Here is a 25817-nt window from a genome sequence, read left to right as displayed (position 1 = left end):
CTTCGCAATCGTCCCGGGTGGGCATCATGCTTCGTTCCCTGTGTTGCCTCTGTCTGATGGCGCTGCTGTGCGCCGGCCCGGCGTTTGCCCGGCCCGACCTTTCCGAGCCGCTGGGGCCGACCGTGGCCGACCGCGGTTCGGCCTTCTACCGTTTCGAAACCCTGGAGATGGCCTCCCTGGACGGCCAGCGCCAGTACCGTATCTGGATCGCCACGCCGAAACGCGCGGCGCCGGCTAGCGGATATCCGGTGATTTACCTGCTCGACGGCAATGCCGCCCTGGGCGCCCTGGAGGAACAGCGACTGGCGGATCTGGATGAGCGTGGGCCGCCGCTGCTGGTCTTCGTCGGCTATGCCACCGAGCTGCGTTTCGATGTCACCGCCCGTGCCTACGATTACACGCCGCCGCTACCGGGTGGAAAGCCGGTGATCGATGACCTCGCCCGTGAACGCCGGGGCGGCGGGGCGGAGCTGTTCCTCGATCTGTTGCAGCAGAAGATCAAGCCGCAGGTCGAGGCGCGCGCTCCCATCGACCCGCAGCGACAGAGCCTGTGGGGGCATTCCTATGGCGGCTTGCTGGCGCTGCACTGCCTGTTCACCCGACCACAAGCGTTTCAGAACTATATCGTCGCCGATCCGTCGATCTGGTGGCAGGACGGTTTCATCCTCGACGAAGAGAAAGCCTTCAGCGCGCCGGCCGAGGCTGTACGGCTGGTGCTGCTGAGAGGCCTGGGCGAACGTCCGCGCGCCAAGGACGATGCAGTGACCGCCGCCAGGCGCAAGGCCGTCGCCGCCGTGCCGGAAGATGCGGCCGCGCGCATGGCCGAGCGGCTGGCGGCCTATCCCGGCATGCAGGTGAGCTATCGCGAGTTCGCCGATCTCAGTCATGGCCCGATGTTGCCGGTCTCGCTCTTCGAGGCCCTGCGCAGCGCTGCGGGCGCCGTACCGAACGATAACAAGGATACCGCCGATGGCCGCTAGAAAATCTTCCGCTCCCACGGGGGCATGGCGAGCCGTGGTGCTGCGCATTCTCGCGGCGGTTCTCGGCGGCTATGCCGTGGCCTACGCCTTCACCGCTGCGTTGGCCCGGCTGTTGCCGCTGGCCAAGGTCGATGCGCTGATCGTCGCCAGCCTGCTGTCGTTCGCCATCTATACCCTGGCCATCCTCTGGGCTTTCTGCGCGGCCAGTGCCTGGCGCGCCTGGGCGGGCATGGGCGTGGCGTTGCCGTTGGCGGCTATCGGCTTCTGGCCATGGGCTGGAGCCTGAACGGATGAAAGCGCAGACCCTTACCCAATCGATGGCCTGGCTGCACACCTGGGCCGGGCTGATCTTCGGCTGGCTGCTGTTCGCCATTTTCCTCACCGGAACCCTGGCGGTGTTCGACAAGGAAATCGGCTACTGGATGCAACCCGAGCGGCGTGCCGCCGGGGTCGATCAGGCGCAGGCGGCGCAAGTCGCGCTGGCCTACCTGGGCGAGACGGCGCCGCAGGCGCGAACCTGGAACATCGGCCTGCCCAGTGAGCGTTCGCCGGGCCTGCAGGTATCCAGTGGCGAGGGGCGACGGGGTGGCGGACAGGTGCTCGACCCGCTTACCGGCGAAACCTTGCAGCCGCGCGAGACGGCGGGGGGCAACTTCTTCTTCCGCTTCCACTTCACCCTCAACATGCCGCGCAACCTGGGGATCTGGCTGGTCGGGCTGGCGGCCATGGCGATGTTGGCGACCCTCGTCAGCGGCATCGTCATCCACAAGAAGTTCTTCAAGGAGTTCTTCACCTTCCGCCCGGCCAAGGGCGCCCGCTCCTGGCTCGATGCGCACAACGCCAGTGCCGTGCTGGTGCTGCCCTTCCACCTGATGATCACCTACACCGGCCTGGCGATCTTCTACCTCGTCTATATGCCGGCCGGGGTACAGGCGCTCTACCAGGACGACCGCCAGGCGCTGTTCGCCGATATGGGCTTCCAGCAGCGTGGCGAGGCCAGGGGCGAAGGGCGTGGCCGGGGCGAGGGCGGCGCCGAGCGTGCTCCGGCGACTGCCGTGCCGATGCTGCCCATCGGGCACTTCATCGCCGCGGGCGAGGCTCATTACGGCAAGGGCGCGCTGGGTTCGCTGAGTATCAGCAATCCTGGCCGAGCCGATGCCCAGGTGGCGGTCAGCCCGGTGCTGGGCAATCGTATCGAGCTGACCAAGGGCGAACGCATGCTGTTCAATGGCGTGACCGGCGAGTTGATACAGGCGCCACCCCCTTCGCGTGCCAGCGTGCTGACCCAGCGGGTCATGGCCGGCCTGCATTTCGCCCAGTTCGGCGGCTACCCGATGCGCTGGCTGTATTTCCTCTGCGGGCTGGCCAGTTGCGCGATGATCGCCACCGGGCTGGTGCTGTTCACCGTCAAGCGCCGGCGTCGGCAGCAGGAACTGAGCCCGGCGACCTACCGGTTGATCGAGGCGCTGAATGTATCCTGTGTGGCGGGTCTGGGCCTGGCTTGCGTGGCCCTGCTGTGGGCCAATCGCCTGGTACCGGCCGAGCTGATCGGTCGTGCCGATTGGGAGGTGCGGGTGTTCTTCGCCGTATGGCTGCTGAGCTTGCCCCATGCATTGTGGCGAGCGCCGCTACAGGCCTGGCGTGAGCAACTGATCGCGGCGGCGCTGTTGTGCGCCGCCCTGCCGCTGCTGGATGCGTTCGGCGCTTCGCCCTGGCTGGATCTGCTGGCCGGCGATGGCATGCGTTTCTGGCTCGACCTCGCGGTGCTCGGCCTGGGCGCGGCCCTGGCCGGTTGCGCCTGGCGCATGTCGCGTTCGGCTGGCGAGAGCAGGCCGAGGGGGCGGGAGACCCCGCGCGTGGCGCAGGTGAACGGATGATCATGCTCGCCCTGGCGCTGACCCTGAACTATAGCGGCATGGCGCTGCTGTGCCTGGGCCTGGCCCGTCATTACAAACAGATCGGGGCCAAGGCGCCGCCGGCACATTTGCTGCGCGCCTTGCGCATCGGCGGATGGCTGGCGCTGGCGCTCGGTTTCTGCGCCAGCGCGCAGGCCTGGGGCTGGGCGATGGGATCGGTGGCCTGGTGCGGCCTGGCCTCGCTGGGCGGCCTGCTGGTCGCCTTGCTGCTGCCCTACCGACCGCGTCTGGCGCTGAACCTGGCGGGGTTGCCCATGCCGCTGGGCCTGGCGCTGCTGCTGTGATCGCAGTGTCCGGTAACAAATGACGAGCGTGCAGCCCTGATGGGGAACATGCGAAAATCCGCTTTTGTCGTGACAGGGCCACTCAGCCCGTGGGCGATGGGGCGGAGCTGATTGCGCCGGTTTGTTGGCCGGCATTTGCTCATAGGTAGAGAAGGATATGCTCATGAATTTCACGATTTCCACTTGCACCCGCCGCCTGGCGCGCACGCTGGCCGTTGCCGGTCTGATCAGCCTGGCGCCGTTGGGGCTGGCCGTCGCCGAGTCGCGCACGATCGATACCGCCTTTGGCGAGGTCGAGCTGCAGGGGACGCCGCAGCGGGTGATCACCCTGGGCGAGAATCCGCTGGACGTCGCCCTGTCCCTCGGCGTGCAGCCTCTGGGCAGCGTCGCCACCCGGGGCGGCAATGACGTGTCCGCCTATCTCAAGGACAAGGCCGGGGCCATTCGAGTGGTCGGTACCGCCCGTGAAACCAACCTGGAGTCGGTGTTCGCCCTGCAACCCGATCTGATCCTGGCGTCGCCGGAGCTGGACAAGGATCAGTACCAGAAACTCAGCCTGATGGCGCCGACCATCGTGCCCAAGGGCAATTCGTTCCAGGACTGGCGTGTCAACGTCGAGCTCTATGGCCAGGCCCTGGGCAAGGGCGCCGAGGCCAAGGCCGCGATTGCCGCCATCGACCAGCGCATCGACGCCCTCAAGGGCAAGGTCGAGCCGGGCCAGGTGGCGTCGGTGGTGCGCTGGAATCCCCAGGGCCCGGGCGTGATGTCCAGCCACCTGTTCGTCGGCCAGTTGCTGGCGCAGCTCGGTTTCAAGAGCACGGCGATGGCCGAGGCGTTGACCACGAAACCCCATAGCGATGCCCTGAGCCTGGAGAACCTGTCGCGCATCGATGGCGACTGGCTGTTCCTCGCCACCCTCAACCCCGATGGCGCCAAGGCGCTGGAGCAGGCCCGTCAGCAACCGGCCTTCGCGCGCCTGAAAGCGGTCAGCAGTGGCCATGCCGTCAGCGTCGACGGGCAGATCTGGAGCAGCGGCAGTGGCCCGTTGGCCGCGCAGGTCATCCTCGATGACGTGGAGAAGGCCTTGTCCGGTCAATGATTGCAGCGGGGAAGGGCGCGCGCCTGCCGCTGTCGCGGGCATTGGCGCTCTGTGTCGGCCTGCTGCTGGCCCTGTGCCTGGCCAGCCTGCTGATCGGTGCGGGCGAGGTCGGTGTCCTGCGCAGTGCGCAGGCGCTGTTTGCGACGGCCGATGGCGAGGCCCGTTTCGTGCTCTTCGAACTGCGCCTGCCACGCACCCTGCTGGGCGTGCTGGCGGGCGTGGCCCTGGGCGCGGCGGGTGTGGTGCTGCAGTCGGCCACGCGCAACCCGCTGGCCGAGCCGGGCCTGCTCGGCGTCAGCGCCGGCGCTTCCTTTGCCGTGGTGCTGGCGATCAGCCTGGGCGCCAGCGCGGCGACCCTCAATCTCGGCGTGGCCATCGCTGGCGCCCTGGTGGGTTGCCTGCTGGTGCTGCTGGTGACCCAGGTCCGCGGCGTCGGCGACGACCCGGTGCGCCTGGTGCTGGCCGGCGCGGCGTTCTCCGGGATTCTCACCGCCATCAGCACGCTGATCCTGCTGCACGATCAGCGCAGCGCCGACGAAATCCGCTTCTGGATCATCGGCGCGCTGGCCGGCAGGCCACAGGACGTGCTGACCTGGAGTACGCCGGGGCTGCTGCTCGGTCTGGCGATCCTGCTGCCGCTGATCCGGCCGCTGTCGGCCCTGGCCCTGGGCGAGAAAATGGCCACCGGGCTGGGTCATCACCCGGCGCTCACGCGCCTCGGTGCGCTGCTCGGGGTCGCCGTGCTGGTGGGCACGGCAACGGCGGCGGCGGGGCCGATCGCCTTCGTCGGCCTGGTGGTGCCTTTCGTGGCCCGGCGCCTGGTGGGGCCGGACATTCGCCGCACCATCGGCCTGTCGTTGCTGCTCGGGCCGAGCATCATCCTGTTCGCCGATATCCTCTCGCGCTTGCTGGTCAGCCCCTATGAACTGCCGATCGGCGTGGTGACCGCCTTGATCGGTGCGCCGGTATTGATCGCCGTGGTCCGCGGGCACAGGATGCCGACCCTATGAATCATGCATCTCTCAAGGCGCCGGCGGGCCACTGGCTGCTGGCCTGCGGCCCCTGGCGCGTGCTGCTGCATCGTCGTGGGCTGTTCACCGCGCTGGGCCTGTCCGCTGCGCTGCTGGTGATCGCCGCGATCAGCCTGGCCTCCGGTGCCGCCGGGCTGGCACCCTGGACGGCCCTGGCGGCGGCCTTCGGCCAGGGCGAGCCGATGCACGTGTTCCTGGTACAGGAGTTGCGTCTGCAGCGCCTGATCGCCGGACTGCTCACCGGCGCGGCGTTCGGCATTGGCGGCTGCCTGCTGCAGACCCTGGCGCGCAACCGCCTGGCCACCCCCGGGGTGATCGGTATCGACGATGGCGCCACGGCGTTCGCGGTGGCGTCCATCGTCGCCGTGCCGACCAGCCTGGCGCCTTCGATGCTGGCCTTGGCCGGGGCCACCACGGCGGCGGTGCTGGCCTTCGGCCTCAGCGCCGGAGCCGGTGCGCGCGGTTATCGTTTCATCGTGGTGGGTATCGCCGTGGGCGCGGTGTTCGGCGCGCTGACCAACCTGATGCTGGCGCGCGCCGACATCGACGCCGCCAACCAGGCCTATCCGTGGACGGTGGGCAGCCTCAACGCCCGTCCGGCGCTGGCGATCTGGCTGCTGGGCGTCGGCCTGCTGGTGTGCCTGCCGCTGGTCAAGTACCTGGGGCGGGTGCTCAGCCTGATGCGCTTTTCCGACAGCGTGGCGATCGGCCTCGGCGTGCGCCTGCAGGCCATGCGCATGCTGACCCTGGTGACCACCGTGCTGCTCACGGCGCTGGCCGTGGCGGTCGCCGGCCCGGTCGGCCTGGTCGCCCTGGCCGCGCCGGAAATGGCCCGTTACCTGAGCGGTCATCGCGGCGTGCCGGTATTGTGTTCGGCCCTGGCCGGGGCGTTGCTGATGACCTGCGCGGACTGGGTCGGGCGTACCTGGCTGGCGCCGATCGAAATTCCCGTCGGCGTGATCACCGCCGTCGTCGGCGGACCTTACCTGCTGTGGATCCTGCTGCGTCAGCCATCGCGCAGGTTGACATGAGACGAGACGCCCGATGACCACTTCCAATCTGTTCGCCACCCGGCCTGACGCCGAAGTCACCCTGCAGGCCGAGAACCTGAGCCTGGGCTACCCCCATGCTGCGATCATCGAGTCGCTGTCGCTGCGCATTCCGCCGGGCCGGGTCACCGCCATCGTCGGGCCCAATGGCTGCGGCAAGTCGACCCTGCTGGCCGGGTTGTCGCGACTGCACAAGCCCAGTGCCGGCGCGGTGTTGCTCAATGGCCGGGCCATCGGCAGCCTGCCGTCCAAGGAAGTGGCGCGGCAACTGGCCCTGCTGCCCCAGGACGCCTCGGCGCCCGACGGCCTGACCGTCTCCGAACTGATCCGTTTCGGTCGCCAGCCGCACCAGAGCCTGCTGCGCCAGTGGTCGGCGGAAGACCAGGCCATCGTCGACGAAGCCTTGCGCGTGGCGGATCTGCAGACGCTGGCCGAACGCCCCCTGGAGTCGATGTCCGGCGGTCAGCGCCAGCGCGCCTGGATCGCCATGGCGGTGGCCCAGCAGACCCCCTTGCTGCTGCTCGACGAACCGACCTCGGCCCTCGACCTGGGGCACCAGATCGAGGTGTTCGAGCTGATCCGTGACCTGGCCTCGGTCGGCAAGACCGTGGTCATGGTGGTGCACGACCTGTCCAGCGCCTGCCGCTATGCCGACCACCTGGTGGCGATGAAGGCGGGGTGCATCATCGCCGAGGGCGCGCCGACGCAGATCGTCACACCGGCGCTGGTCGAAGAGCTGTATGAGGTGCGCTGCACGCTGATGACCGATCCGGTCAGCGGCACGCCGCTGATCGCCGGGGTGACCCGGAGGTAGCTGCAAGCCGCAAGCCACAAGCCACAAGTAAAAGCCGTTGGCGGTCGGTTCGTGCTTTTTCTTGCCGCTTGAAGCTTGGAGCTTGCGGCTGCTTTTGCCGTATCATGATCGCCCCTTCCAGCCGTCTGGACTCGATCGACGCCATGACCCTGCAATACCCCACCATTGCCGATTGCGTCGGCAATACCCCCCTGGTTCGCCTGCAACGCCTGCCTGGCGACACCAGCAATACCCTGCTGGTGAAGTTAGAGGGCAACAACCCGGCCGGTTCGGTGAAGGATCGCCCGGCGCTGTCGATGATCAACCGTGCCGAACTGCGCGGCGACATCGGCCCCGGTGACACGCTGATCGAGGCGACCTCGGGCAATACCGGCATCGCCCTGGCCATGGCGGCGGCGATCAAGGGCTATCGGATGATCCTGATCATGCCCGACAACTCCAGTGACGAGCGCAAGGCGGCGATGACCGCCTATGGCGCCGAGCTGATCCTGGTGAGCAAGGAAGAGGGCATGGAGGGCGCGCGCGACCTGGCCCTGGCCATGCAGGCCGAAGGGCGCGGCAAGGTGCTCGACCAGTTCGCCAACGGCGACAATCCGGTCGCCCACTACACCGGCACCGGCCCGGAAATCTGGCGCCAGACCCATGGCCGGATCAGCCACTTCATCAGCTCCATGGGCACCACCGGCACCATCATGGGCGTCTCGCGTTACCTCAAGGAACAGAATCCCGCGGTGCGCATCATCGGCCTGCAGCCCATGGAAGGTTCCGCCATTCCCGGTATCCGCCGCTGGCCCGAGGAATACCTGCCGAAGATCTTCGAGGCCGAGCGCGTCGACCGGATCGTCGACATGGCGCAGAGCGAAGCCGAGGACGTGATGCGACGCATGGCGCGTGAAGAGGGCATCTTCTGTGGCGTGTCCTCGGGCGGCGCGGTGGCGGCGATGCTGCGCCTGTCGCGCGAAGTGGAGAATGCGGTGATGGTGGCGATCATCTGCGACCGTGGCGACCGTTACCTGTCCACCGGCGTGTACGACGCAGCGGCCAACTGATGGCCCGCAAGCACGGCGGTCTGCGCTTCCAGCCCAGTGGCGGGGCCCGTGCGCCGCAACTGCCGGTGGGCAAGAAGCAGCGCCTGCGGATCGAGCGCCTGGCCAACGATGGCCGCGGCATCGCCTTCGTCGAAGGGCGTACCTGGTTCGTCAGCGGTGCCTTGCCGGGCGAGGAGGTCGAGGCGCGGGTGCTGGGCGCGCGCAGCCAGGTGGTCGAGGCGCGCAGCGAGCGCGTCTTGCAGGCCCGCCCCGAACGCCGCAGCGAACCCTGCGTGCATGCCCGCGTATGCGGTGGCTGCAGCCTGCAGCACATGGCCCATGGCGAGCAGCTCGCGCTGAAACGGCGCCTGCTCGCCGAGCAGTTCAGCCGTCTGGCCGATCTCCAACCCGAGGCCTGGGCCGAGCCCCTCAGCGGCCCCGAGTTCGGCTATCGGCGCCGCGCGCGGATCGCCGTGCGCTGGGACCCGCGGCAGAAGAGGCTGGAGGTCGGTTTTCGTGCCGCGGCCAGTCAGGACATCATCGCCATCCAAGACTGCGCGGTGCTGGTACAGCCCTTGCAACCGATTCTGCGCGCCTTGCCGAGCCTGCTGGCAGGTCTGCACGCGCCCCGTGCCATCGGTCATGTGGAGCTGTTCCATGGCAGTTCCAGTGCCATGCTGATCCGCCATACCGCGCCGCTGGGCGAAGTCGACCTGGCCCGCCTGCAGGCGTTCTGCACGGTACATAAGGCCCAGTTGTGGCTGCAGGGCGAGGCCGATCCGCAGCCGCTGGACGCGACCCTGAGCCTGGGCTATCGCCTGGAGACCTGGGATCTGCAACTGGCGTACCGGCCCGGTGATTTCGTCCAGGTCAACGCGGCGGTGAACGAGGCCATGGTGGCCCAGGCCTTGCAATGGCTGGCGCCACAGGCGTCGGAGCGGGTGCTCGATCTGTTCTGCGGCCTGGGCAATTTCGCCTTGCCCCTGGCCCGGCTGGCCCGCGAAGTGGTCGCCGTGGAAGGTGTGCAGGCCATGGTCGAGCGGGCGGCGGACAACGCCCGGGCCAACGGGCTGGCCAATGCGCACTTTTTCCAGGCCGATCTGTCCAACCCGCTGGTCGAGACCGGTTGGGCCACAGGCGGCTTCGAGGCGGTGTTGCTCGATCCGCCTCGCGATGGTGCATTGCAGGTGGTCAGACAGATCGCCAGCCTCGGCGCCAGGCGCCTGCTGTACGTGTCGTGCAACCCGGCGACGCTGGCACGCGACAGTAGCGAATTGTTGCAGCAGGGTTACCGGCTGAAAAAAGCCGGTATTCTCGACATGTTCCCGCAGACGGCGCATGTCGAGGCGATGGCCCTGTTCGAGCGTTGAGAGGGTGACTGGCGACGCCTGACGGCTCGGCCAGACGAATTGCAGTGGCGCACAGGGATTGCGCCTGATGTGGTTAAACCGACCGGCTCGCAGAAGCCCGGCGACATTCGGCGGGGCATGCCCCCGCGGTAGGGAAGGTAAGCAAGATGGTTCAGGTTAGAGTGCACCAGCCGATCAATGATGATGGCAGTATCAATCTCGAGGCCTGGCTGGAGCACGTCACCAGCGTCGACCCCGCCCTCGATCGCGATGCGTTGCGCGATGCCTGCGAGTTCGCCCGTGCCGCCGAGCAGCAGGCCAACGCGGCGCAGAACCTGTGGACGGAGGGCGCCTCCAGCTTCAGCGCCGGCCTGGAAATCGCCGAGATTCTCGCCGACCTCAAGCTCGATCAGGATTCACTGGTCGCGGCTGTCATCTACCGTGGCGTGCGCGAAGGCAAGATCACCCTGGCCGCGGTGCATCAGCGCTTCGGCCCGGTGGTGGCCAAGCTGATCGAAGGCGTGCTGCGCATGGCGGCCATCAGCGCCAGCCTCAATCCGCGCGACTCCCTGGTGCTCGGCTCCCAGGCCCAGGTGGACAACCTGCGCAAGATGCTGGTGGCCATGGTCGACGACGTGCGCGTGGCGCTGATCAAGCTGGCCGAGCGTACCTGCGCCATCCGCGCGGTGAAGGACACCGATGACGAGAAGCGTCAGCGCGTGGCCCGCGAAGTCTTCGACATCTACGCCCCCCTGGCCCACCGCCTGGGCATCGGCCATATCAAGTGGGAGCTGGAGGATCTGTCGTTCCGCTACCTGGAGCCGGAACAGTACAAGCAGATCGCCAACCTGCTGCACGAGCGCCGCCTGGATCGCGAGCACTACATCAACGAAGTGATGGAGCAGCTGCGCGAGGAACTGGAAGCCACCGGTATCAAGGCCGATATCAGCGGCCGGGCGAAACACATCTATTCGATCTGGCGCAAGATGCAGCGCAAGGGCCTGCAGTTCAGCCAGATCTACGACGTGCGCGCGGTGCGCGTGCTGGTGCCGGCGGTGCGCGACTGCTACACCGCCCTGGGTATCGTGCACACCTTGTGGCGACACATTCCCAAGGAGTTCGACGACTACATCGCCAACCCCAAGGAGAACGGCTACCGTTCGCTGCATACCGCCGTGCTCGGTCCGGAGGGCAAGGTGCTGGAGGTGCAGATCCGCACCTCGGGCATGCACGAGGAAGCGGAACTGGGCGTATGCGCCCACTGGCGCTACAAGGGCACCGACGTCAAATCCGGCTCCAGCCACTACGAAGAGAAGATCTCCTGGCTGCGCCAGGTGCTGGAGTGGCACGAGGAGCTGGGCGACATCGGTGGGCTGGCCGAGCAGCTGCGCGTCGATATCGAGCCGGACCGGGTCTACGTGTTCACCCCCGACGGCCATGCCATCGACCTGCCCAAGGGCGCCACGCCGCTGGATTTCGCCTACCGGGTGCACACCGAGATCGGCCACAACTGCCGGGGCGCCAAGATCAACGGGCGTATCGTGCCGCTCAACTACAGCCTGCAGACCGGCGAGCAGGTCGAGATCATCACCAGCAAGCAGGGCACGCCGAGCCGCGACTGGCTGAACTCCAACCTGGGCTACGTCACCACGTCGCGGGCGCGGGCCAAGATCGTGCACTGGTTCAAGCTGCAGGATCGCGACCAGAACGTCGCCGCCGGCAAGACCATGCTCGAGCGCGAACTGGCACGGGTGGCGCTGCCACCGGTGGATTTCGAGAAACTGGCCGAGAAGGCCAACCTGAAAACCGCCGAGGATCTGTTCGCTTCCCTCGGCGCCGGCGACCTGCGCCTGGCGCAACTGGTCAACCTGGCGCAGCAACTGGTCGAGCCGGAGCGCGGCAGCGAGCAGCTCGAGCTGATTCCGCGCAAGGCCCAGGGCTTCAAGCCGGGCAAGCGCGGCGATATCCAGATCCAGGGCGTCGGCAACCTGCTGACGCAGATGGCCGGCTGCTGCCAGCCGCTGCCGGGCGACCCCATCGTCGGCTACATCACCCTGGGCCGCGGCGTGAGCATCCACCGCCAGGACTGCGCCTCGGTGCTGCAACTGGCCGGCCGCGAGCCGGAGCGCATCATCCAGGTCAGCTGGGGGCCGGTGCCGGCGCAGACCTACCCGGTGGACATCATCATCCGCGCCTACGACCGCTCCGGCCTGCTGCGCGACGTCACCCAGATGCTGCTCAACGAGAAGCTCAACGTGCTGGCGGTCAACACCCGTTCGAACAAGGAAGACAACACCGCATCGATGTCGCTGACCGTGGAGATCCCCGGTCTGGATGCCCTGGGGCGCCTGCTCGGGCGCATTTCCCAGTTGCCCAATATCATCGAGGCCCGTCGCCACCGGGCGCCCTGAACCGGCAGGCCGCACGCCGCGGCCTTGCCCGTGGCGCGCGGCGGCTGGCCTCCTGCACTGAGCGGAATTTGCCATGTACCAACTCGACGACCTCCTGCACCTGATGGCGCGCCTGCGCGACCCCCGGCACGGCTGTCCCTGGGATCTGCAGCAGTCCTACGCGAGCATCGTGCCGCATACCCTCGAAGAAGCCTACGAAGTGGCCGATGCCATCGAGCGCGAGGCGTTTGCCGAACTGCCCGGTGAGCTGGGCGACCTGCTGTTCCAGGTGGTGTACTACAGCCAGCTGGCCCGCGAAGAGGGGCGTTTCGACTTCGCCCAGGTGGTCGATGGCATCACCCGCAAGCTGGTTCGCCGCCATCCCCACGTGTTTCCCGATGGCGATCTGTACGGTGCGCCGGATCTGCCGCGCCTCGGCGAGGCCGAGGTCAAGCAGCGCTGGGAGGCGATCAAGGCCGAGGAGCGTGCACAGCGCGCGGCGGCCCCCGAGCAACTGTCGCTGCTCGACGATGTGCCGACCGTGTTGCCGGCCCTGAGCCGGGCCAGCAAGCTGCAGTCGCGGGCCGCCCGGGTCGGCTTCGACTGGCCCGATGCGCTGCCGGTGCTGGACAAGGTGCGTGAAGAACTGGATGAAGTGCTCGAGGCCATCGGTGCCGACGATCCTCCGGCAATCGCCGAGGAGGTCGGTGACCTGCTGTTCGCGGTGACCAATCTGGCCCGCCACCTCAAGGTCGAGCCCGAGGCGGCGTTGCGCGCGGCGAACGCCAAGTTCGAGCGGCGCTTCCGTTTTATCGAGCAGGCATTGCGCGAAGCGGGGCGGCCCATCGAGAATTGCGCCCTGGACGAGCTGGACGCCCTGTGGGGCGAAGCGAAGAAACGCGAGAGGCAGCCCTGATCGTGCTGCTGAAATCCGGTGGGTTGTCGGCTCACCACCATATTCATTGTTCGGCGGATAGGTAGGTTATGGCTCTTTCATTACGCGACCAGTTGCTCAAGGCGGGGCTGGTCAACGAGAAGCAGGCCAAGCAGGTCAGCAAGCAACAGCAGAAGCAGCAGCGCCTGGTACAGAAAGGGCAGGCCGAGAAGGACGAGTCGCAGAAGCTCGCCGCCCAGCAGGCCATGGCCGAAAAGGCGGCCCGGGATCAGGAGCTGAACCGGCAGCAGCAGGAGAAGATCGAGCAGAAGGCCCGCGCCGCCCAGGTCAAGCAGTTGATCGAGGTCTCCCGGCTGCCCAAGCTCACCACCGAGGATTACTACAATTTCGTCGACGACAAGAAGGTCAAGCGCCTGTCGGTCAACGCCCTGATGCGCGACAAGCTCAGCCGCGGCTCGCTGGCCATCGTCCGCCACGGCGGCGGCTACGAAGTGATTCCGCGCGAGGCCGCGCTGAAGATCCAGGAGCGCGATCCGCGCCGCGTGGTATTGCTCAATACCCCGACCGAAGCACCGGATGCGGACGACCCCTATGCCGCCTACCAGGTTCCCGATGACCTGATGTGGTAAACGCGCTCATGCGCGCATGGCTGGCAGTGCACCGCGATTACGCGGGCTTTTTCGTCCGATCATTCCGTATGCGGACTGGCTGAGGTTTCCAGCTCCGCCTGGTAGGCGATGGCCTCTTCCCGAGAGGGGAATATACCGACCAATTGGTCGTTCTGATGCACGTCCCAGACGCGCTTGCCCATGGCCTGGGCTTCGTGGGACATGTGCTGCTCGTCACGCTCGGACACAACTACTACGCTCATTCTTATATCTCCAGTCTGTCGGATCAATGCGGCGCAATACATGGGTCGTTCATGCTTAGCTTGCTAAGCAAACGATGCCATTTGTGACCGTAACGATTGGTTACAAGTTCCGCGGCATGGCAGTGCCGTGGTTGGCCGCCAGCATCGGGATCACTGCCGCGAGGCGGTAGCTGCCTTTCGTAGGGTGGACGACGCTTGCCTGCGCGGCCCGATCCGTCCACCGCTCTGCGATCGCAATGGTGGATGAAAAGAGCGTCATCCACCCTACGGGCTGGCACAAGCCCCGGAGCCAGCACGGATCGGCTCCCTCGCCCCCTGGGAGAGGGCTGGGGAGAGGGGCTCTTCAGGGGGGCAATCCGTAGATGGGGTCGGGCCACGCAGTTGAAACCCATCAATCGCCGATGGGTTTCACCCATCCTACGGCCTGCTCCATCCGGTCGTGGCTGAAGCCCCTCCTGCAAATGGCTGCTTCGCCAACAGCCTGCGGCCAAGAAAAAGCCGGGCATGCCCGGCTTTCTGATGATGACGGCGACCGGCTGGTCGATCAATCGCGACGGCCTTCCACGGTCTTGCCGTCGACGGTGCCGGACTTGAGCATGATCTGGTATTCCTTGCCGTCCTTTTCCACCTGATGCAGACGCACCAGCAGGTGGCCCCAGTCCTTGGCGAACCAGAGGATGGTCTTGCGGCTGCTCTGTGTCGGGTCGCGCACGCGCTCGACCTTGATCGCATCGATCAGGCCGGCCTTGGTGCGTACCACTTCCTCGCCCAGCACGCGGAAATCATAGGTTTCGACCTCGTCGCCATCGACCACTTGATAGCTCATGCTCTTCTGCCCGGCCGCGACGTCATGTTGCAGCACGAGCTGGTAGGTCGACTTGTCCTGCATGCCGCGGTTGAGCGGGAAACGCACGGGGTCGCCGCGATCGCTGCCGATCACCTGCTTCTGCGTCCAGTCGAAGTCGAACTCGACTTCCTTGCCCTTGCCCAGGCCGCTGCGTTCGAACTTGTAGGTCTGGGGCAGGAAGCTGTTGCCATCGACCGTGAAGGTGCTCTGCTCGGTGAGGCTGGCCACCAGCATGGAAGCCTTGAAGCTGAGCAGCCAGCGTCCATCGTCCTGTGCCTGCAGGCTGCGTTCGGCGGAGCCACTGACCGGCAGTTGCTTCCAGTCGGCGGTGTAGCTGGCGGAGAACGGCTTCAGCTCTTCGGCGACGGCTGGCAGGCTGAGCAACGCCAGGGCGAACAGTAAGGCACGACGCATGGTGTCTCCTAGGTGTTGATGAGGTAGCCGGTGGCCGGCAGGGGGTTGCCGTCGAGCGATGCGCCCGAGGCGTCGAGGCGCAAACGTCCTTCGGCGAACCAGCGGACGGCCAGCGGATAGATCAGGTGTTCCTGGACGTGAACCCGCTGCGCCAGGCTGGCGGCAGAGTCCTGCAACTGTACCGGGATTACAGCCTGTACGACCAGAGGGCCACCATCGAGTTCCTCGGTGACGAAGTGCACGCTGCAGCCGTGCTCGCGGTCACCGGCCTCCAGCGCCCGTCGATGGGTGTGCAGGCCCTTGTGCCTGGGCAGCAGGGAGGGATGGATGTTGAGCAGGCGTCCGCTGTAGTGGCGGACGAACGCCGGGCTGAGGATGCGCATGAAGCCGGCCAGCACCACCAGGTGCGGTTCGAAGGCGTCGATGGCTTCGATCAGGGCCTTGTCGAAGGCTTCGCGGTCGGCGAAATCGCCATGCTCGAGCACCCGGGTGTCGATGTCGGCATTCTTCGCCCGTTCCAGGCCATAGGCATCGGCGCGGTTGGAAATCACCGCGGCGATGCGTGCCGGATTGTCCGCGGCCCCGGCGCTGTCGATCAGCGCCTGCAGATTGCTGCCGGCGCCGGAGATCAGCGCCACCACATTGCAGGCTGGGGGCATCAGTGGCTTTTCAGGTTGTTCAGGACGACCCGTTCCGCGCCGTCGGCGGCGCTGGCGATCCGGCCGATGACCCAGGGCTGCTCGCCAGCGGCGCTCAGGGTCTCGAGGGTCACGTCGACCTGCTCCTGGGCGACACAGATGACCATGCCCACGCCGCAGTTGAGTACGCGGTGCATCTCGGTCTCGTCGACGTTGCCTTTTTCCTGCAGCCAGTCGAACACCGCCGGGCGGGTCCAGCTGGCCACGTCGATCAGCGCCTGGGCGCCGGCGGGCAGTACCCGCGGGATATTGTCGAGCAGGCCGCCGCCGGTGATGTGGGCCATGGCCTTGACCGCGCCGGTGTCCTTGATCAGCTTGAGCAGGGGTTTGACGTAGATGCGCGTCGGTGCCATCAGCAGATCGGCCAGCGGCTTGCCGTCGACCAGGGTGCTGTCGATGTCGCTGCCGGCCACGTCGATGATCTTGCGGATCAGCGAGTAACCGTTGGAGTGCGGGCCGGAGGAGGGCAGGGCGATCAGCGCGTCACCGGCGGCCACTTTGGAGCCGTCGATGATCTCGGCCTTTTCCACCACGCCGACGCAGAAGCCGGCCAGGTCATAGTCCTCGCCTTCGTACATGCCGGGCATCTCGGCGGTTTCACCACCGACCAGGGAGCAGCCGGCCAGTTCGCAGCCGGCGCCGATGCCGGTGACCACGGTGGCGGCCACATCGACGTTGAGCTTGCCGGTGGCGTAGTAGTCGAGGAAGAACAGCGGCTCGGCGCCGCAGACCACCAGGTCGTTGACGCACATGGCCACCAGATCCTGGCCGATGCTGTCGTGCTTGTTCAGGTTCAGCGCCAGGCGCAGTTTGGTGCCGACACCGTCGGTACCGGATACCAGCACGGGCTGTTTGTAGCCGGCGGGGATCTCGCAAAGGGCGCCGAAGCCGCCCAGGCCACCCATGACTTCAGGACGGGCGGTGCGCTTGGCCACGCCCTTGATGCGTTCGACCAGGGCTTCGCCCGCGTCGATATCTACACCTGCGTCCTTGTAGCTGATGGAGGGTTGCTTGCTCATAGATCCAGGCCTTTGGAAGGGGGAAGTCGGAATTGCACCGGCCTGCGACGGCCGCTCTGCGAAGGCGCGCGATTTTATCAGGCTTGCCGTGCAGCGGCCAGCCGCAGCGCCGTGCGGCGCTCTGCCGGGGGCGCCGGGCACGGCCTGCACGGGGCAGGCAAGCGACACGCTTGCACGCTGGCGGCAGCGACGCGGCTTGCGATGAAAGCGCAACAACCCATAAGGTATAGCGATTCGGCAGCCTGAGCTGCGCCGCCTCCTGTCTGCAGAGAGCTTTTATTCATGCGCCCGACCTCCTGTGTGTTCCTCCTGTGCCTGTCGCTGCTCAGCCTGACGAGCGCCGCTGCCACGGTCAGCGACCTGTATCAGGTGCGCGAGAAGGTCGCCAGCCAGCAGCCGCAAGAGCGCGATGCCGCCATGCAGCGTGCCCTGGAAACCCTGGTGCTGCGCCTGACCGGTAACCGCGACGCGGCCAAGGGCTCGGCGCTGGCCGAACTGCGCAAGGACCCCCAGCAGATCGTCAGTCAGTACGGTTATGAAGGTGACAGCCTGCTGGTCGACTTCGATGCCGTATCGACCGATCGCACGCTGCGCCAGGCCGGATTGCCGCTTTGGGGCGTCAACCGCCCGGCGTTGCTGACCTGGTGGCTGAGCGACACGGCGGCCGGCTCGAACATGGTCGGCGATGGTCAGGCCAGTGCCGAGCCCCTGCGTCTGGCGGCGCAGCATCGTGGGCTGCCGCTGCGTCTGCCGTTGGCGGATCTCGACGAGCAACTGCTGGCGACGGCGGACAACCTCGGCGCCAGCGATCCCGAGGCGTTGCGTTCGGCCTCGGAGCGTTATGGCGCCGATGCCCTGTTGGCGGTGCATGCACGCGAAACCGACGACAAGTGGCAGGCCGACTGGCAAATGTGGCTGGGCGAGGAACACGAGCAGGGCAAGGCCGAAGGTGCCGACCAGGCGGCCCTGGCCGATGCCGTGTTGCTGGCGGTGAGCGAGCGCCTGGCGCCGCGTTTCGTGGTCACCCCGGGCACCTCGTCGACGCTGACCCTGGAAGTCATCGGCGCCGATCTTTCACGTTATGCCGAACTGCAGCGTATGCTCGAACCCTTCGCTGCGCAGTTGCAGTCCGTCGAGGCCGACCGCCTGGTCTACCGGGTCAACGCCAGCGCCGAGCAACTGCGCGCGCAGTTGGCCCTGGCCCAACTGCACGAGGTGCCGGCGGATGAAGCCCTGCCCGAGCCCGCGCCGGCCAATGACGAGACACTGCCGATCGATGCCACTCAGGCGCCGCTCGAGCCCGCTGCTCAAGAGCCCGCGCCGCGCATCGTCCCGCGTGGCGATGTGCTGCGCTTTCGCTGGTAGACTGCCGCGCTGGCCGCACTGATATCGACTCCGGCGGATCACTCCGCACTGGCGCGGTCGGCGCTGTTTGCGCTTTATTCGCCGTTGTTCCCGAGGATTGAGCATGACCGTTTCGTCTCGCTGGCTATGGATTGCCGTGCTGCTGCTCTGCGGCCTGGTCTATGTCCTGCATCCGATCTTGCCGCCCTTCCTGATCGGCGTGTTGCTGGCTTACCTGGGCGATCCCCTGGTGGATCGCCTGGAGCGCTTGAAGCTGTCGCGTACCTGGGGCGTGATCGTGGTATTCGCCTTGTTCACCCTGGTCATCACCCTGATGCTGCTGGTATTGATCCCCATGCTCGGCAAGCAGATGGTACGGCTCTACGAACTGGCGCCGCAGATGCTCGACTGGGCGCAGCACGAGGCGCTGCCCTGGGTCCAGTTGAAGCTCGGCTTGAACGAGGGCTTCTGGCGCTTCGACCAGATGAAATCGGCGATTTCCGAGCACCTGGGCAAGACCACCGATATCGCCGGGCTGATCCTGGCCCAGGCCACGGCGTCGGGTCTGGCGCTGATGGCCTGGCTGGCCAACCTGCTGCTGATCCCGGTGGTCAGCTTCTACCTGATGCGTGACTGGGATCTGCTGGTCGCCAAGCTGCGTGGTCTGTTGCCGCGCAGCAACGAAGGGCTGGTGGTCAAGCTGGTCAGCGAGTGCCACGAGGTGCTGGGCGCTTTCCTGCGCGGACAACTGCTGGTGATGTTCGCGCTCGGCGTGATGTACGCCGTCGGCCTGATGGCCATCGGCCTGGAACTGGGGCTGTTGATCGGCCTGCTCGCCGGCCTGGCGAGCATCGTTCCCTATCTCGGGGTGGTGGTCGGCATCGGCGCGGCCCTGATCGCCGGGCTGTTCCAGTTCGGCGGCGACTTCTACCCGCTACTGGCCATTGCCGGCGTGTTCATGGTCGGCCAGATGCTCGAGGGCATGCTGCTGACGCCCCTGTTGGTGGGCGACCGCATCGGCCTGCATCCGGTGGCGGTGATCTTCGCGATCATGGCCGGCGGTCAGCTGTTCGGCTTCACCGGTATCCTGCTGGCCCTGCCGGTGGCCGCGGTGATCATGGTTTTGCTGCGTCATGTGCATGATTTGTATAAACTTTCCGACCTTTATCAAGAGCCTTCAGGGGGCTCCGACGAGCCTCCCCGTCCAGTATGAAGCCTATTCAACTGCCGCTTGGCGTCCGTCTGCGCGACGACGCCACCTTTGCCAACTACTACCCGGGCGCCAATGCCGCTGCCCTGGGGTATGTCGAGCGCCTGTGCGAAGCGGATGCCGGCTGGACGGAGAGCCTGATCTACCTGTGGGGGGGCGAGGGCGTGGGGCGCAGCCACCTGCTGCAGGCCGCTTGCCTGCGTTTCGAGCAGCGCGGCGAGCCCGCCGTCTACCTGCCGCTGGCCGAGGTGGTGCAGTACGGGCCGGAGCTGCTGGACAACCTGGAACAGTGCGAGCTGGTATGCCTGGATGACCTGGATGCGGCGGCGGGCCGGGGTGAATGGGAAGAGGCGCTGTTCCACCTGTTCAATCGCCTGCGTGACAGTGGCCGGCGTCTGCTGCTGGCGGCGGGCTCCTCGCCCCGCGAGTTGCCGGTCAAGCTTGCCGACCTCAAGTCGCGCCTGACCCTGGCCCTGGTCTTCCAGCTCCAGTCCTTGTCCGATGAGGACAAGCTGCGCGCCCTGCAATTGCGTGCCTCGCGCCGGGGCCTGCACATGAGCGACGAGGTGGGACGCTTCATCCTCACCCGCGGTGAGCGCAGCATGAGCGCGCTCTTCGAACTGCTCGAACGCCTCGATCAGGCTTCCCTGCAGGCCCAGCGCAAATTGACCATTCCCTTCCTGAAAGAGACGCTCGGCTGGTAGCGGCGCTCGATTGCGCCGCCTGGAATGGCTGAAACAAGGCGCAAGCGGACGGCCGATAAGAGCGCTAGAGGCTGGAGGCTGAACGACAAGCAAGCCGCACAGGCTCTTTCGTCCAGCTTTCCAGCCTCAAGCGCGTAGGGTGGATGACGCTCTTTTCATCCACCATTGCTATTGCGGAGCGGTGGACGGGTGAAGCGTCGTCCACCCTACGAACGGCCGCTTCTGCCTTCCAGCCGCGTAGGGTGAAGCCTCAGCTACGTGCCCCGGTTCACCCTGCGAAAGGCTACGGATGAAGAGCCCCTCTCCCCAGCCCTCTCCCGGAGGGAAAGGGAGCAGAACCGTGGTGGTTCCGGAGCTTGTATCAGCCTCAAGGCTTGCGCATGCCTCGCCTGCCGGATTCAGGCAGGCCTGCTTTGCTCCCCTCGCCCTCCGGGAGAGGGGCCGGGGGAGAGGGACGAGGTGCACGCGGTATTTCTTTTCACAAGAACGTAGCCTGGATTAGCCGTAGGCGTAATCCGGGGCCGAAGGCCTGATCCTCCGTTTAACGCGGATTATCGGCGCCTTCAGCGTGCCGTTCTTATCCCTCGGTGTTATCACTGAGCCTGTCGATGTATTGGTACTGCGCACACCAGCGGGTGTAGAGCAGGGCACTGATGAACAGGCCCATGCTCAGCAGGATTTCCAGCCAGCCGAACAGCGCTTTCGACGGGTCGAACGCCGCCAGCACGCCTTGGATGAAGTACAGGTTGACCACGAAGCAGGCCCAGGCATGGGCGCGCGGATGCCCGGCGATCATGCCCGGGGCGAGCAGGAGCAAGGGCAGCAACTGGAACGCCAGCACCGCCCAGAGCAATGAGCCGGGGACCGCGGCATAACCCAGGTTCCAGATCAGCAGCAGCGCCGCCAGCGCCAGGAAGCTGGCCAGGCTCAGGTAGCGGCTCAGGCGCAGGCGCGGCTGCAGCCACTCGATGCTGGGCAAGGGCTTGAGCGTTCTAGCCACGGTCGTTCCCCAGTTTCAGGGCGGTGCTGGCCAGGCGCTGGCCGAGGGCGCGGCACAGGGTGATTTCATGCTCGTCGAGGGCGCGCTTGCCGTCGGCGCCGGCATGGTGGCTGGCGCCGTAAGGCGTGCCGCCGCCACGGGTCTCGAGCAATGCGGATTCGCTATAGGGCAGGCCGGTGATCAGCATGCCGTGGTGCAGCAGGGGCAGCAGCATGGACAGCAGGGTGGTTTCCTGACCGCCATGCAGGCTGGCCGTGGAGGTGAACACGGCGGCCGGTTTGCCGACCAGGCTACCGGTCAGCCACAGGTTGCTGGTGCCGTCGAGGAAGTACTTGAGTGGCGCGGCCATGTTGCCGAAGCGGGTCGGGCTGCCGAGAACCAGGCCGGCGCAGTGCTTCAGGTCGTCGAGGCTGGCATAGGGCGGGCCGTCGGCGGGAATGCTGTCGGCAACGGCTTCGCACTCGCTGGACACGGCCGGTACGGTGCGCAGGCGCGCTTCCAGCCCCTGCATCTCCGCGCCGCGGGCGATGTGCCGGGCCATGTCGGCGGTGGCGCCATGGCGGCTGTAATACAGAACCAGGATGTAGGCGGTGCTCACGGCAGGATCTCCAGCAGGTTTTCCGGCGGGCGCCCGATGACGGCGCGCTCGCCGGCGATCAGGATCGGCCGTTCGATCAGCCTGGGATGGACGACCATGGCCTCGATCAGTTGCGCTTCGGACAAATCGGTCCGGGCCAGATCCAGCTCGCGATACTCGTGCTCGCCCGTGCGCAGCAACTGGCGCGCCCCGATGCCCAGTTTGCCCAGCACGTCGCGCAGTTGCGCCGCGCTGGGCGGGGTTTCCAGGTAGAGCACGAGGGTCGGCTGCAGCCCGCGTTCTTCGAGCAGTTGCAGGGCGCTGCGTGATTTCGAGCAGCGCGGGTTGTGATAGAGCGTCAGATCGGTCATGTGAGTCGCATCTTGCCTCGGGTGACAGTTATTCTAACCGCGCCAAGGCCCTGCGCTGAACAGGGGAATGTCAATGGATCGATGACGATGGAGGTGGCATGCAGCAGCGTTTCAACGATTGGCTGGAGTTCTGGCGGTTTCTGCTGCATCGATTTCTCGCCGACCGGGGGGCCGATAACGCGGCCGCGCTGACCTATACCACCCTGTTCGCCGTGGTGCCGATGATGACGGTCACCTTCGCCATGCTCTCGGCGATCCCGGCTTTCCAGGGCACCGGCGAGCAGATCCAGGCCTTCATCTTCCACAACTTCGTGCCGTCGGCCGGGGAGACCCTGCAGCAATACCTGCGTGATTTCACCAATCAGGCACGGCAACTGACCTGGATCGGTGTGGGCGTGCTGGCGGTCACGGCATTCTGGATGCTGGTCACCATCGAGCGCACCTTCAACACCATCTGGCGCGTCCGCCAGCCGCGCCGGGGCATGTCGACCTTCCTCCTGTACTGGGCGATTCTCAGCCTGGGGCCGATCCTGCTGGGAGCGGGCTTCGCCGTCAGCACCTATGTCGCTTCGCTGTCGCTGCTGAGCGGGCCGGATGCGGTGGTCGGCGCCAAGACGCTGCTGCGTTTCACGCCACTGTTGTTCAGCGTGGCGGCGTTCACCCTGCTGTACGCCGCTGTCCCCAATGCGCGGGTACCGATCAGGCATGCGCTGCTGGGCGGGCTGTTCACCGCCGTGCTGCTGGAGCTGGCCAAGGCGCTGTTCGGCTTGTATGTGCGCCTGTTCCCTGGTTATCAACTGATCTATGGCGCATTCGCCACCGTGCCGCTGTTCCTGCTGTGGATCTATACCTCCTGGCTGATCGTGCTGGTTGGCGCGGAACTGGTGTGCAACCTGGGCGTGTCGCATCAGTGGCGCAAGCGCGCACTGCCACGCCTGCTGGTGCTGCTGGGCATTCTGCGGGTGTTCCACTCGCGGCAGCAGTCCGGTCTGAAGGTGCGTCACCGCGACGTGCAGCGCCAGGGCTGGCTGTTGCCCGAGCACGAGTGGGCGGAGGTGGTGACTTTTCTCGAAAGCCAGCAACTGGTGGCCTCGACCGGCGGCGGCAGCTGGGTGCTGAGCCGCGACCTGAGTCATTACAGCCTGCAGCATCTGCTCGAGCGCAGCCCGTGGCCGTTGCCGTTGCTCGGCCAGTTGCCGGCCGATCTGGATGAGCCCTGGTACCCCGCCTTGCGCCAGGCCTTGCAACGCCTGCATGACGAGCAGTCGGTGTTGTTCGGCGAGGATCTCGCGCAGTGGCTCGATCCGGCGGCCCACGACAAAAAAACGGCCGGGGACCATTCTTGATATCGCTGACGACGGCCAACGGAGTGCCTGCCAGGGATGGCAGGCAGCAAAGAATCGTCGGGAGCGATTCTTGACGACGCTGGCGACGGCCTACAGGGTGATCCATCAGGGAAGGCAGGCGACAAAGAATCGCCGGGAGCGATTCTTGACGTCGCTTGCGACGGCCCGCAGGGTCGCCGCCAGGGATGGCAGGCGACAAAGAATCGTCGGGAGCGATTCTTGACGTCGCTTGCGACGGCCCGCAGGGTCGCCGCCAGGGATGGCAGGCGACAAAAAAGGGCAGATTGAGCGCCAAGTGGGCGTGCCGGCCGAGCCGAAGGAGCAGGGTCGGCTGGTGGCCGTCTGGGTAGCTGGGAGCGCTGTAGCGACTTTATAGTGACGTCACTATGCTGGCACGCTTCTGGCTATGCTTCCGGCTATATTGGCCCGTACGCCCCGATGGCTTTCAGGAAGACGCCATGAAAAAAACTGCCGAAAAGGTCGTCGCCCTGCATCAGCGTGATCCGCAGACCGCACTGGATAACCTCAACCGCATCACCGGCCTCAAGTTCAGCCACTGGCCCGAGTCGCTGTTGCCGGCGGTAGCGCAAGAGCGTGAGGATGAGCCGCAAGCGCGGCCGTGGCCGACGTCGGCCTGAACGCGAGGCACTTGGCCAACAATCAGCCGTTGGCCTGCCGGGAGTCGTCCTGAGCCTGGGCCGGCTCGACGGCCTGCACGAACAACTCCTCCACCACCACCTCGACCTTGGGTGCTGCTGCGCGCAGGCGTACCTGCATGTCTTCGATCCTCTGCTTCACCGGCAGGCGCGCGATGCCCGAGAGGAGGATTTTGCCATGGGCACTGACCTTGGCATGGTCGAGATTGACTTCCCGGCGCCGACCGCCATCGAGGTAGCTGACCAGCAGCGATACCAGGTTGTTGGCCTGACCGGGCAGTTGCAGCCAGGCCGCGACGTTGAATTCGGCCACCCGTCCTTCGTAGGCGGTGAGCTGCAGATGGGCGCTTTTGACCAGATGCGAGGGCACCTGGCCGATCAGCGTGTCGTGAGCGTTGGACATGGTCGCATTTCCCGACTGAGTGCAAAGAGCGTCATCGGGAAATTATAAGCAGGCTTATTGCACCGAGACTGTGCGCTATGGCGGTGTTTGATGTGACCTGTCTCGCATTTACGGCAGTTCGAGCGGGTGTCGGCTCACTGACGAGCTGGCCAGATTGGCAGCGGGCAGTTGCAGGGGCAACTGATTCGGTGCGTTGCTCAACTGCAGCCAGAGGTTCTCCGCTTCGACGAACTGGCCATGGGGCAGCCACAGGCCATGGTGCCAGCCATTACCCGGATTCGGGGTGCTTTGCAGGATACCGGGATGGGTCTGTGCGCTTGGTGTGCGTCTGAGCCATGCCGGCCGTGCCAGGCCCTTGAGGTAGCGCAGCCCCAGGTGGAGGCCCTGGGCATTCCGGTGTCGCCAGCAGACCAGAGCCAGGACATGGCTGTCGGTCATCAACAGTACCAACTGGCCGACGACCAGTGGCGCGACGGGCTCGTCGCTGCACAACAGGCGCGCACCCCCGGAACCGTTATCGAGAATCTGCGCGGCAGCGCAACGGGGGCGCTGTTCCAGCAACTGTGCGTGAATGGCCGGCAAGCCTATGGCCAGGTTGCAGGCGCTGTTCTGGGCACTGCGCCCATGGCGGCGTTGTTCGCGTCCGAGCCAGTGTGGCTGGACGCGTTCGAGCAGTTGGCGCTCGGCGCTGCTTTGCAACGGCGCCGGTTCGTTCAGGGCGACCAGCAAGGCGCCGATTTCGAAGCGGCGCAGGTGTTCCGGCTCGCCTTGCGGTTTCTGCGCATAGCTGAGGCAGGGCTGCGCCTGGGCCAGATCGACCAGCGGGCCGTCGCGCTCGTCTTCGGCATCCCAGGGCAGCAGGCGGGCAATGCCGGCCAGGGGCGCCAGGGCGCCGAACAGCAGGGCGCATTCACCTTCCGCGAGGTGGAAGGGATTGCTCAGGGCGAGCAGCAGCATCTGCTGGTAGAGGCCGCGCAGGGTGCTGGCGGGCGCTGGCTGGAACGCGGCGGCCACGGGTTCGTCAAGGCAGTCCTGCTGTTCGCCTTGCCAGTACAACAGGTGGCTGTCGCGCCATAGCCCGGCAGGTGGTTGCTGGTACTGCTGGTAATGGCGCATCAGGGTCTGGGCCAGAAAGTGCTGGGCCATGTACAGGCACCAGGCCAGGTGCGGGCGTGAGGGCTGGCGACCCAGGTGTATCTGCAGCAGCAGGCGTTTGAAACCGACGGCCAGCTCGCTGCACAGGCGCAGAAAAAATGGCGCTGTCAACTGGTCGCTGCGATAGGCCGCGGCGTAGTGGCGGTACTCATCGCTGAAACTTTGCAGCGCGCGCTGCCTTTCGAGTAAGGTCATTGCACTGCGGTTCAGGCGCAGCAGAATATCGAGTACCTGCTGCAATCCCTGCTCGGGCGGCTGCTGGCGGGCCTGGCTCAGCTGCTCGTTGAGTTCGGCCAGGCTGGTCGAGTCCGTTTGCAGGGCATCGGGGACTTCGAGGTGCAGGACATCCAGTGTCATGGTAGCCCTG

Annotated in this window: 27 protein-coding genes; 18 read left to right on the top strand and 9 right to left on the bottom strand. The window is 66.3% G+C overall.

Translation table 11 applies throughout. From position 1 onward, the window contains the following. Nucleotides 1-26 precede the first annotated feature (26 nt). The 13 genes from DNK34_RS18595 to DNK34_RS18535 all read left to right on the top strand — a co-directional run bounded on the left by DNK34_RS18595 (nt 27) and on the right by DNK34_RS18535 (nt 13464). The gene (locus DNK34_RS18595; RefSeq protein WP_242675355.1) at nt 27-980 is read left to right on the top strand and encodes an alpha/beta hydrolase; all 954 of its coding nucleotides are present in this window, start codon (nt 27-29) and stop codon (nt 978-980) included. Continuing rightward, nucleotides 970-1266 carry a DUF3649 domain-containing protein gene (locus tag DNK34_RS18590; RefSeq protein WP_131176609.1) on the top strand — a complete coding sequence of 99 codons (297 nt, stop codon included), beginning with the start codon at nt 970-972 and terminating at the stop codon, nt 1264-1266. The genes DNK34_RS18595 and DNK34_RS18590 overlap by 11 nt, the downstream gene beginning before the upstream one ends. Nucleotides 1267-1270: 4 nt before the next feature. Then, nucleotides 1271-2857 (top strand): PepSY-associated TM helix domain-containing protein, encoded by a 1587-nt coding sequence (locus DNK34_RS18585; RefSeq protein ID WP_131176608.1) that lies wholly within the window; start codon nt 1271-1273, stop codon nt 2855-2857. Continuing rightward, nucleotides 2854-3180: a DUF3325 domain-containing protein gene (locus DNK34_RS18580; protein ID WP_242675354.1), complete on the top strand. Its 327-nt coding sequence runs from the start codon at nt 2854-2856 to the stop codon at nt 3178-3180. The genes DNK34_RS18585 and DNK34_RS18580 overlap by 4 nt, the downstream gene beginning before the upstream one ends. A 163-nt stretch (nt 3181-3343) precedes the next feature. Next, nucleotides 3344-4279 carry an ABC transporter substrate-binding protein gene (locus DNK34_RS18575; protein WP_131176607.1) on the top strand — a complete coding sequence of 312 codons (936 nt, stop codon included), beginning with the start codon at nt 3344-3346 and terminating at the stop codon, nt 4277-4279. Continuing rightward, the gene (locus DNK34_RS18570) at nt 4276-5289 is read left to right on the top strand and encodes a FecCD family ABC transporter permease (RefSeq protein WP_131176606.1); all 1014 of its coding nucleotides are present in this window, start codon (nt 4276-4278) and stop codon (nt 5287-5289) included. The genes DNK34_RS18575 and DNK34_RS18570 overlap by 4 nt, the downstream gene beginning before the upstream one ends. After that, a complete protein-coding gene (locus DNK34_RS18565; protein ID WP_131176605.1) occupies nt 5286-6341 on the top strand; it encodes a FecCD family ABC transporter permease in 1056 nt (351 codons plus the stop codon). Before DNK34_RS18570 ends, DNK34_RS18565 begins: the two co-directional genes overlap by 4 nt. A gap of 13 nt (nt 6342-6354) precedes the next feature. Then, entirely contained in the window at nt 6355-7173 is an 819-nt protein-coding gene (locus tag DNK34_RS18560; RefSeq protein WP_131176604.1) for an ABC transporter ATP-binding protein, read from the top strand. Nucleotides 7174-7316: 143 nt separating this feature from the next. Then, entirely contained in the window at nt 7317-8222 is a 906-nt protein-coding gene (cysM, locus tag DNK34_RS18555) for a cysteine synthase CysM (RefSeq protein WP_131176632.1), read from the top strand. Next, entirely contained in the window at nt 8222-9571 is a 1350-nt protein-coding gene (gene rlmD / locus DNK34_RS18550; RefSeq protein WP_131176603.1) for a 23S rRNA (uracil(1939)-C(5))-methyltransferase RlmD, read from the top strand. The genes cysM and rlmD overlap by 1 nt, the downstream gene beginning before the upstream one ends. Before the next feature lie 146 nt (nt 9572-9717). Then, nucleotides 9718-11961 (top strand): GTP diphosphokinase, encoded by a 2244-nt coding sequence (gene relA, locus DNK34_RS18545; protein ID WP_131176602.1) that lies wholly within the window; start codon nt 9718-9720, stop codon nt 11959-11961. 73 nt (nt 11962-12034) lie between these two features. Further along, nucleotides 12035-12856 (top strand): nucleoside triphosphate pyrophosphohydrolase, encoded by an 822-nt coding sequence (gene mazG, locus DNK34_RS18540; protein ID WP_131176601.1) that lies wholly within the window; start codon nt 12035-12037, stop codon nt 12854-12856. 68 nt (nt 12857-12924) lie between these two features. Beyond that, nucleotides 12925-13464, top strand: coding sequence for a DUF2058 domain-containing protein (locus tag DNK34_RS18535; protein WP_131176600.1), 540 nt, complete (start codon nt 12925-12927; stop codon nt 13462-13464). Nucleotides 13465-13523: 59 nt separating this feature from the next. Here the strand turns inward: DNK34_RS18535 and DNK34_RS18530 are convergent, their stop codons facing one another. The 4 genes from DNK34_RS18530 to purM form a co-directional block, all read right to left on the bottom strand. Continuing rightward, nucleotides 13524-13706 carry a hypothetical protein gene (locus DNK34_RS18530; RefSeq protein WP_131176599.1) on the bottom strand — a complete coding sequence of 61 codons (183 nt, stop codon included), beginning with the start codon at nt 13704-13706 and terminating at the stop codon, nt 13524-13526. Nucleotides 13707-14250: 544 nt separating this feature from the next. Next, nucleotides 14251-14967, bottom strand: coding sequence for a DUF3108 domain-containing protein (locus DNK34_RS18525; protein WP_131176598.1), 717 nt, complete (start codon nt 14965-14967; stop codon nt 14251-14253). A gap of 8 nt (nt 14968-14975) precedes the next feature. Further along, nucleotides 14976-15626: a phosphoribosylglycinamide formyltransferase gene (purN, locus tag DNK34_RS18520; RefSeq protein ID WP_131176597.1), complete on the bottom strand. Its 651-nt coding sequence runs from the start codon at nt 15624-15626 to the stop codon at nt 14976-14978. After that, nucleotides 15626-16684 (bottom strand): phosphoribosylformylglycinamidine cyclo-ligase, encoded by a 1059-nt coding sequence (gene purM, locus DNK34_RS18515; RefSeq protein WP_131176596.1) that lies wholly within the window; start codon nt 16682-16684, stop codon nt 15626-15628. The genes purN and purM overlap by 1 nt, the downstream gene beginning before the upstream one ends. A 282-nt stretch (nt 16685-16966) precedes the next feature. On the opposite strand from purM, the gene DNK34_RS18510 reads away from it, so the two are divergent. The 3 genes from DNK34_RS18510 to hda all read left to right on the top strand — a co-directional run bounded on the left by DNK34_RS18510 (nt 16967) and on the right by hda (nt 19942). Continuing rightward, nucleotides 16967-18049, top strand: a complete 1083-nt coding sequence (locus DNK34_RS18510) for a DUF2066 domain-containing protein (RefSeq protein ID WP_131176595.1) — start codon at nt 16967-16969, stop codon at nt 18047-18049. A 103-nt stretch (nt 18050-18152) separates the two neighbouring features. Beyond that, nucleotides 18153-19241: an AI-2E family transporter gene (locus DNK34_RS18505; protein WP_131176594.1), complete on the top strand. Its 1089-nt coding sequence runs from the start codon at nt 18153-18155 to the stop codon at nt 19239-19241. Continuing rightward, nucleotides 19238-19942 (top strand): DnaA regulatory inactivator Hda, encoded by a 705-nt coding sequence (gene hda, locus DNK34_RS18500; protein WP_131176593.1) that lies wholly within the window; start codon nt 19238-19240, stop codon nt 19940-19942. Before DNK34_RS18505 ends, hda begins: the two co-directional genes overlap by 4 nt. Before the next feature lie 577 nt (nt 19943-20519). Here the strand turns inward: hda and DNK34_RS18495 are convergent. Genes DNK34_RS18495 through arsC form a run of 3 tightly spaced genes read right to left on the bottom strand, consistent with a single transcriptional unit; the run spans nt 20520 to nt 21890 of the window. After that, complete coding sequence (locus DNK34_RS18495; protein WP_131176592.1) at nt 20520-20942, bottom strand: DUF2069 domain-containing protein; 423 nt, start codon at nt 20940-20942, stop codon at nt 20520-20522. Beyond that, nucleotides 20935-21540 (bottom strand): NAD(P)H:quinone oxidoreductase, encoded by a 606-nt coding sequence (wrbA, locus tag DNK34_RS18490; protein ID WP_131176591.1) that lies wholly within the window; start codon nt 21538-21540, stop codon nt 20935-20937. Before wrbA ends, DNK34_RS18495 begins: the two co-directional genes overlap by 8 nt. Further along, nucleotides 21537-21890, bottom strand: coding sequence for an arsenate reductase (glutaredoxin) (arsC, locus tag DNK34_RS18485; RefSeq protein ID WP_131176590.1), 354 nt, complete (start codon nt 21888-21890; stop codon nt 21537-21539). The genes wrbA and arsC overlap by 4 nt, the downstream gene beginning before the upstream one ends. A gap of 98 nt (nt 21891-21988) precedes the next feature. Between arsC and DNK34_RS18480 the strand changes: the two genes are divergently transcribed. Both DNK34_RS18480 and DNK34_RS18475 read left to right on the top strand, forming a co-directional pair. After that, nucleotides 21989-23236, top strand: coding sequence for a YihY family inner membrane protein (locus tag DNK34_RS18480; protein ID WP_131176589.1), 1248 nt, complete (start codon nt 21989-21991; stop codon nt 23234-23236). A 458-nt stretch (nt 23237-23694) separates the two neighbouring features. Next, nucleotides 23695-23874 (top strand): hypothetical protein, encoded by a 180-nt coding sequence (locus DNK34_RS18475; protein WP_131176588.1) that lies wholly within the window; start codon nt 23695-23697, stop codon nt 23872-23874. A 22-nt stretch (nt 23875-23896) separates the two neighbouring features. Here DNK34_RS18475 and DNK34_RS18470 read toward each other — a convergent pair whose 3' ends face one another. After that, on the bottom strand, nt 23897-24295 hold the full coding sequence (locus DNK34_RS18470; RefSeq protein ID WP_131176587.1) for a hypothetical protein: 399 nt from the start codon (nt 24293-24295) through the stop codon (nt 23897-23899). Between the two features lie 108 nt (nt 24296-24403). Next, on the bottom strand, nt 24404-25807 hold the full coding sequence (locus DNK34_RS18465; RefSeq protein WP_131176586.1) for a PilZ domain-containing protein: 1404 nt from the start codon (nt 25805-25807) through the stop codon (nt 24404-24406). Nucleotides 25808-25817 lie beyond the last annotated feature (10 nt).

This window comes from Phytopseudomonas dryadis, assembly GCF_004327355.1.
In the GTDB taxonomy this organism is placed as follows: Bacteria; Pseudomonadota; Gammaproteobacteria; order Pseudomonadales; family Pseudomonadaceae; genus Aquipseudomonas; species Aquipseudomonas dryadis.
The sequence above is the reverse complement of the archived record's forward strand: the minus strand, read 5'-3'. Positions and strand labels throughout refer to the sequence as shown.

Coding starts and splice junctions, on each gene's coding strand:
- DNK34_RS18595 (WP_242675355.1), top strand. CDS start 27: ATGCTTCGTTCCCTGTGTTGCCTCTGTCTGATGGCGCTGCTGTGCGCC.
- DNK34_RS18590 (WP_131176609.1), top strand. CDS start 970: ATGGCCGCTAGAAAATCTTCCGCTCCCACGGGGGCATGGCGAGCCGTG.
- DNK34_RS18585 (WP_131176608.1), top strand. CDS start 1,271: ATGAAAGCGCAGACCCTTACCCAATCGATGGCCTGGCTGCACACCTGG.
- DNK34_RS18580 (WP_242675354.1), top strand. CDS start 2,854: ATGATCATGCTCGCCCTGGCGCTGACCCTGAACTATAGCGGCATGGCG.
- DNK34_RS18575 (WP_131176607.1), top strand. CDS start 3,344: ATGAATTTCACGATTTCCACTTGCACCCGCCGCCTGGCGCGCACGCTG.
- DNK34_RS18570 (WP_131176606.1), top strand. CDS start 4,276: ATGATTGCAGCGGGGAAGGGCGCGCGCCTGCCGCTGTCGCGGGCATTG.
- DNK34_RS18565 (WP_131176605.1), top strand. CDS start 5,286: ATGAATCATGCATCTCTCAAGGCGCCGGCGGGCCACTGGCTGCTGGCC.
- DNK34_RS18560 (WP_131176604.1), top strand. CDS start 6,355: ATGACCACTTCCAATCTGTTCGCCACCCGGCCTGACGCCGAAGTCACC.
- cysM (WP_131176632.1), top strand. CDS start 7,317: ATGACCCTGCAATACCCCACCATTGCCGATTGCGTCGGCAATACCCCC.
- rlmD (WP_131176603.1), top strand. CDS start 8,222: ATGGCCCGCAAGCACGGCGGTCTGCGCTTCCAGCCCAGTGGCGGGGCC.
- relA (WP_131176602.1), top strand. CDS start 9,718: ATGGTTCAGGTTAGAGTGCACCAGCCGATCAATGATGATGGCAGTATC.
- mazG (WP_131176601.1), top strand. CDS start 12,035: ATGTACCAACTCGACGACCTCCTGCACCTGATGGCGCGCCTGCGCGAC.
- DNK34_RS18535 (WP_131176600.1), top strand. CDS start 12,925: ATGGCTCTTTCATTACGCGACCAGTTGCTCAAGGCGGGGCTGGTCAAC.
- DNK34_RS18530 (WP_131176599.1), bottom strand. CDS start 13,706: ATGAGCGTAGTAGTTGTGTCCGAGCGTGACGAGCAGCACATGTCCCAC.
- DNK34_RS18525 (WP_131176598.1), bottom strand. CDS start 14,967: ATGCGTCGTGCCTTACTGTTCGCCCTGGCGTTGCTCAGCCTGCCAGCC.
- purN (WP_131176597.1), bottom strand. CDS start 15,626: ATGCCCCCAGCCTGCAATGTGGTGGCGCTGATCTCCGGCGCCGGCAGC.
- purM (WP_131176596.1), bottom strand. CDS start 16,684: ATGAGCAAGCAACCCTCCATCAGCTACAAGGACGCAGGTGTAGATATC.
- DNK34_RS18510 (WP_131176595.1), top strand. CDS start 16,967: ATGCGCCCGACCTCCTGTGTGTTCCTCCTGTGCCTGTCGCTGCTCAGC.
- DNK34_RS18505 (WP_131176594.1), top strand. CDS start 18,153: ATGACCGTTTCGTCTCGCTGGCTATGGATTGCCGTGCTGCTGCTCTGC.
- hda (WP_131176593.1), top strand. CDS start 19,238: ATGAAGCCTATTCAACTGCCGCTTGGCGTCCGTCTGCGCGACGACGCC.
- arsC (WP_131176590.1), bottom strand. CDS start 21,890: ATGACCGATCTGACGCTCTATCACAACCCGCGCTGCTCGAAATCACGC.
- DNK34_RS18480 (WP_131176589.1), top strand. CDS start 21,989: ATGCAGCAGCGTTTCAACGATTGGCTGGAGTTCTGGCGGTTTCTGCTG.
- DNK34_RS18475 (WP_131176588.1), top strand. CDS start 23,695: ATGAAAAAAACTGCCGAAAAGGTCGTCGCCCTGCATCAGCGTGATCCG.
- DNK34_RS18470 (WP_131176587.1), bottom strand. CDS start 24,295: ATGTCCAACGCTCACGACACGCTGATCGGCCAGGTGCCCTCGCATCTG.
- DNK34_RS18465 (WP_131176586.1), bottom strand. CDS start 25,807: ATGACACTGGATGTCCTGCACCTCGAAGTCCCCGATGCCCTGCAAACG.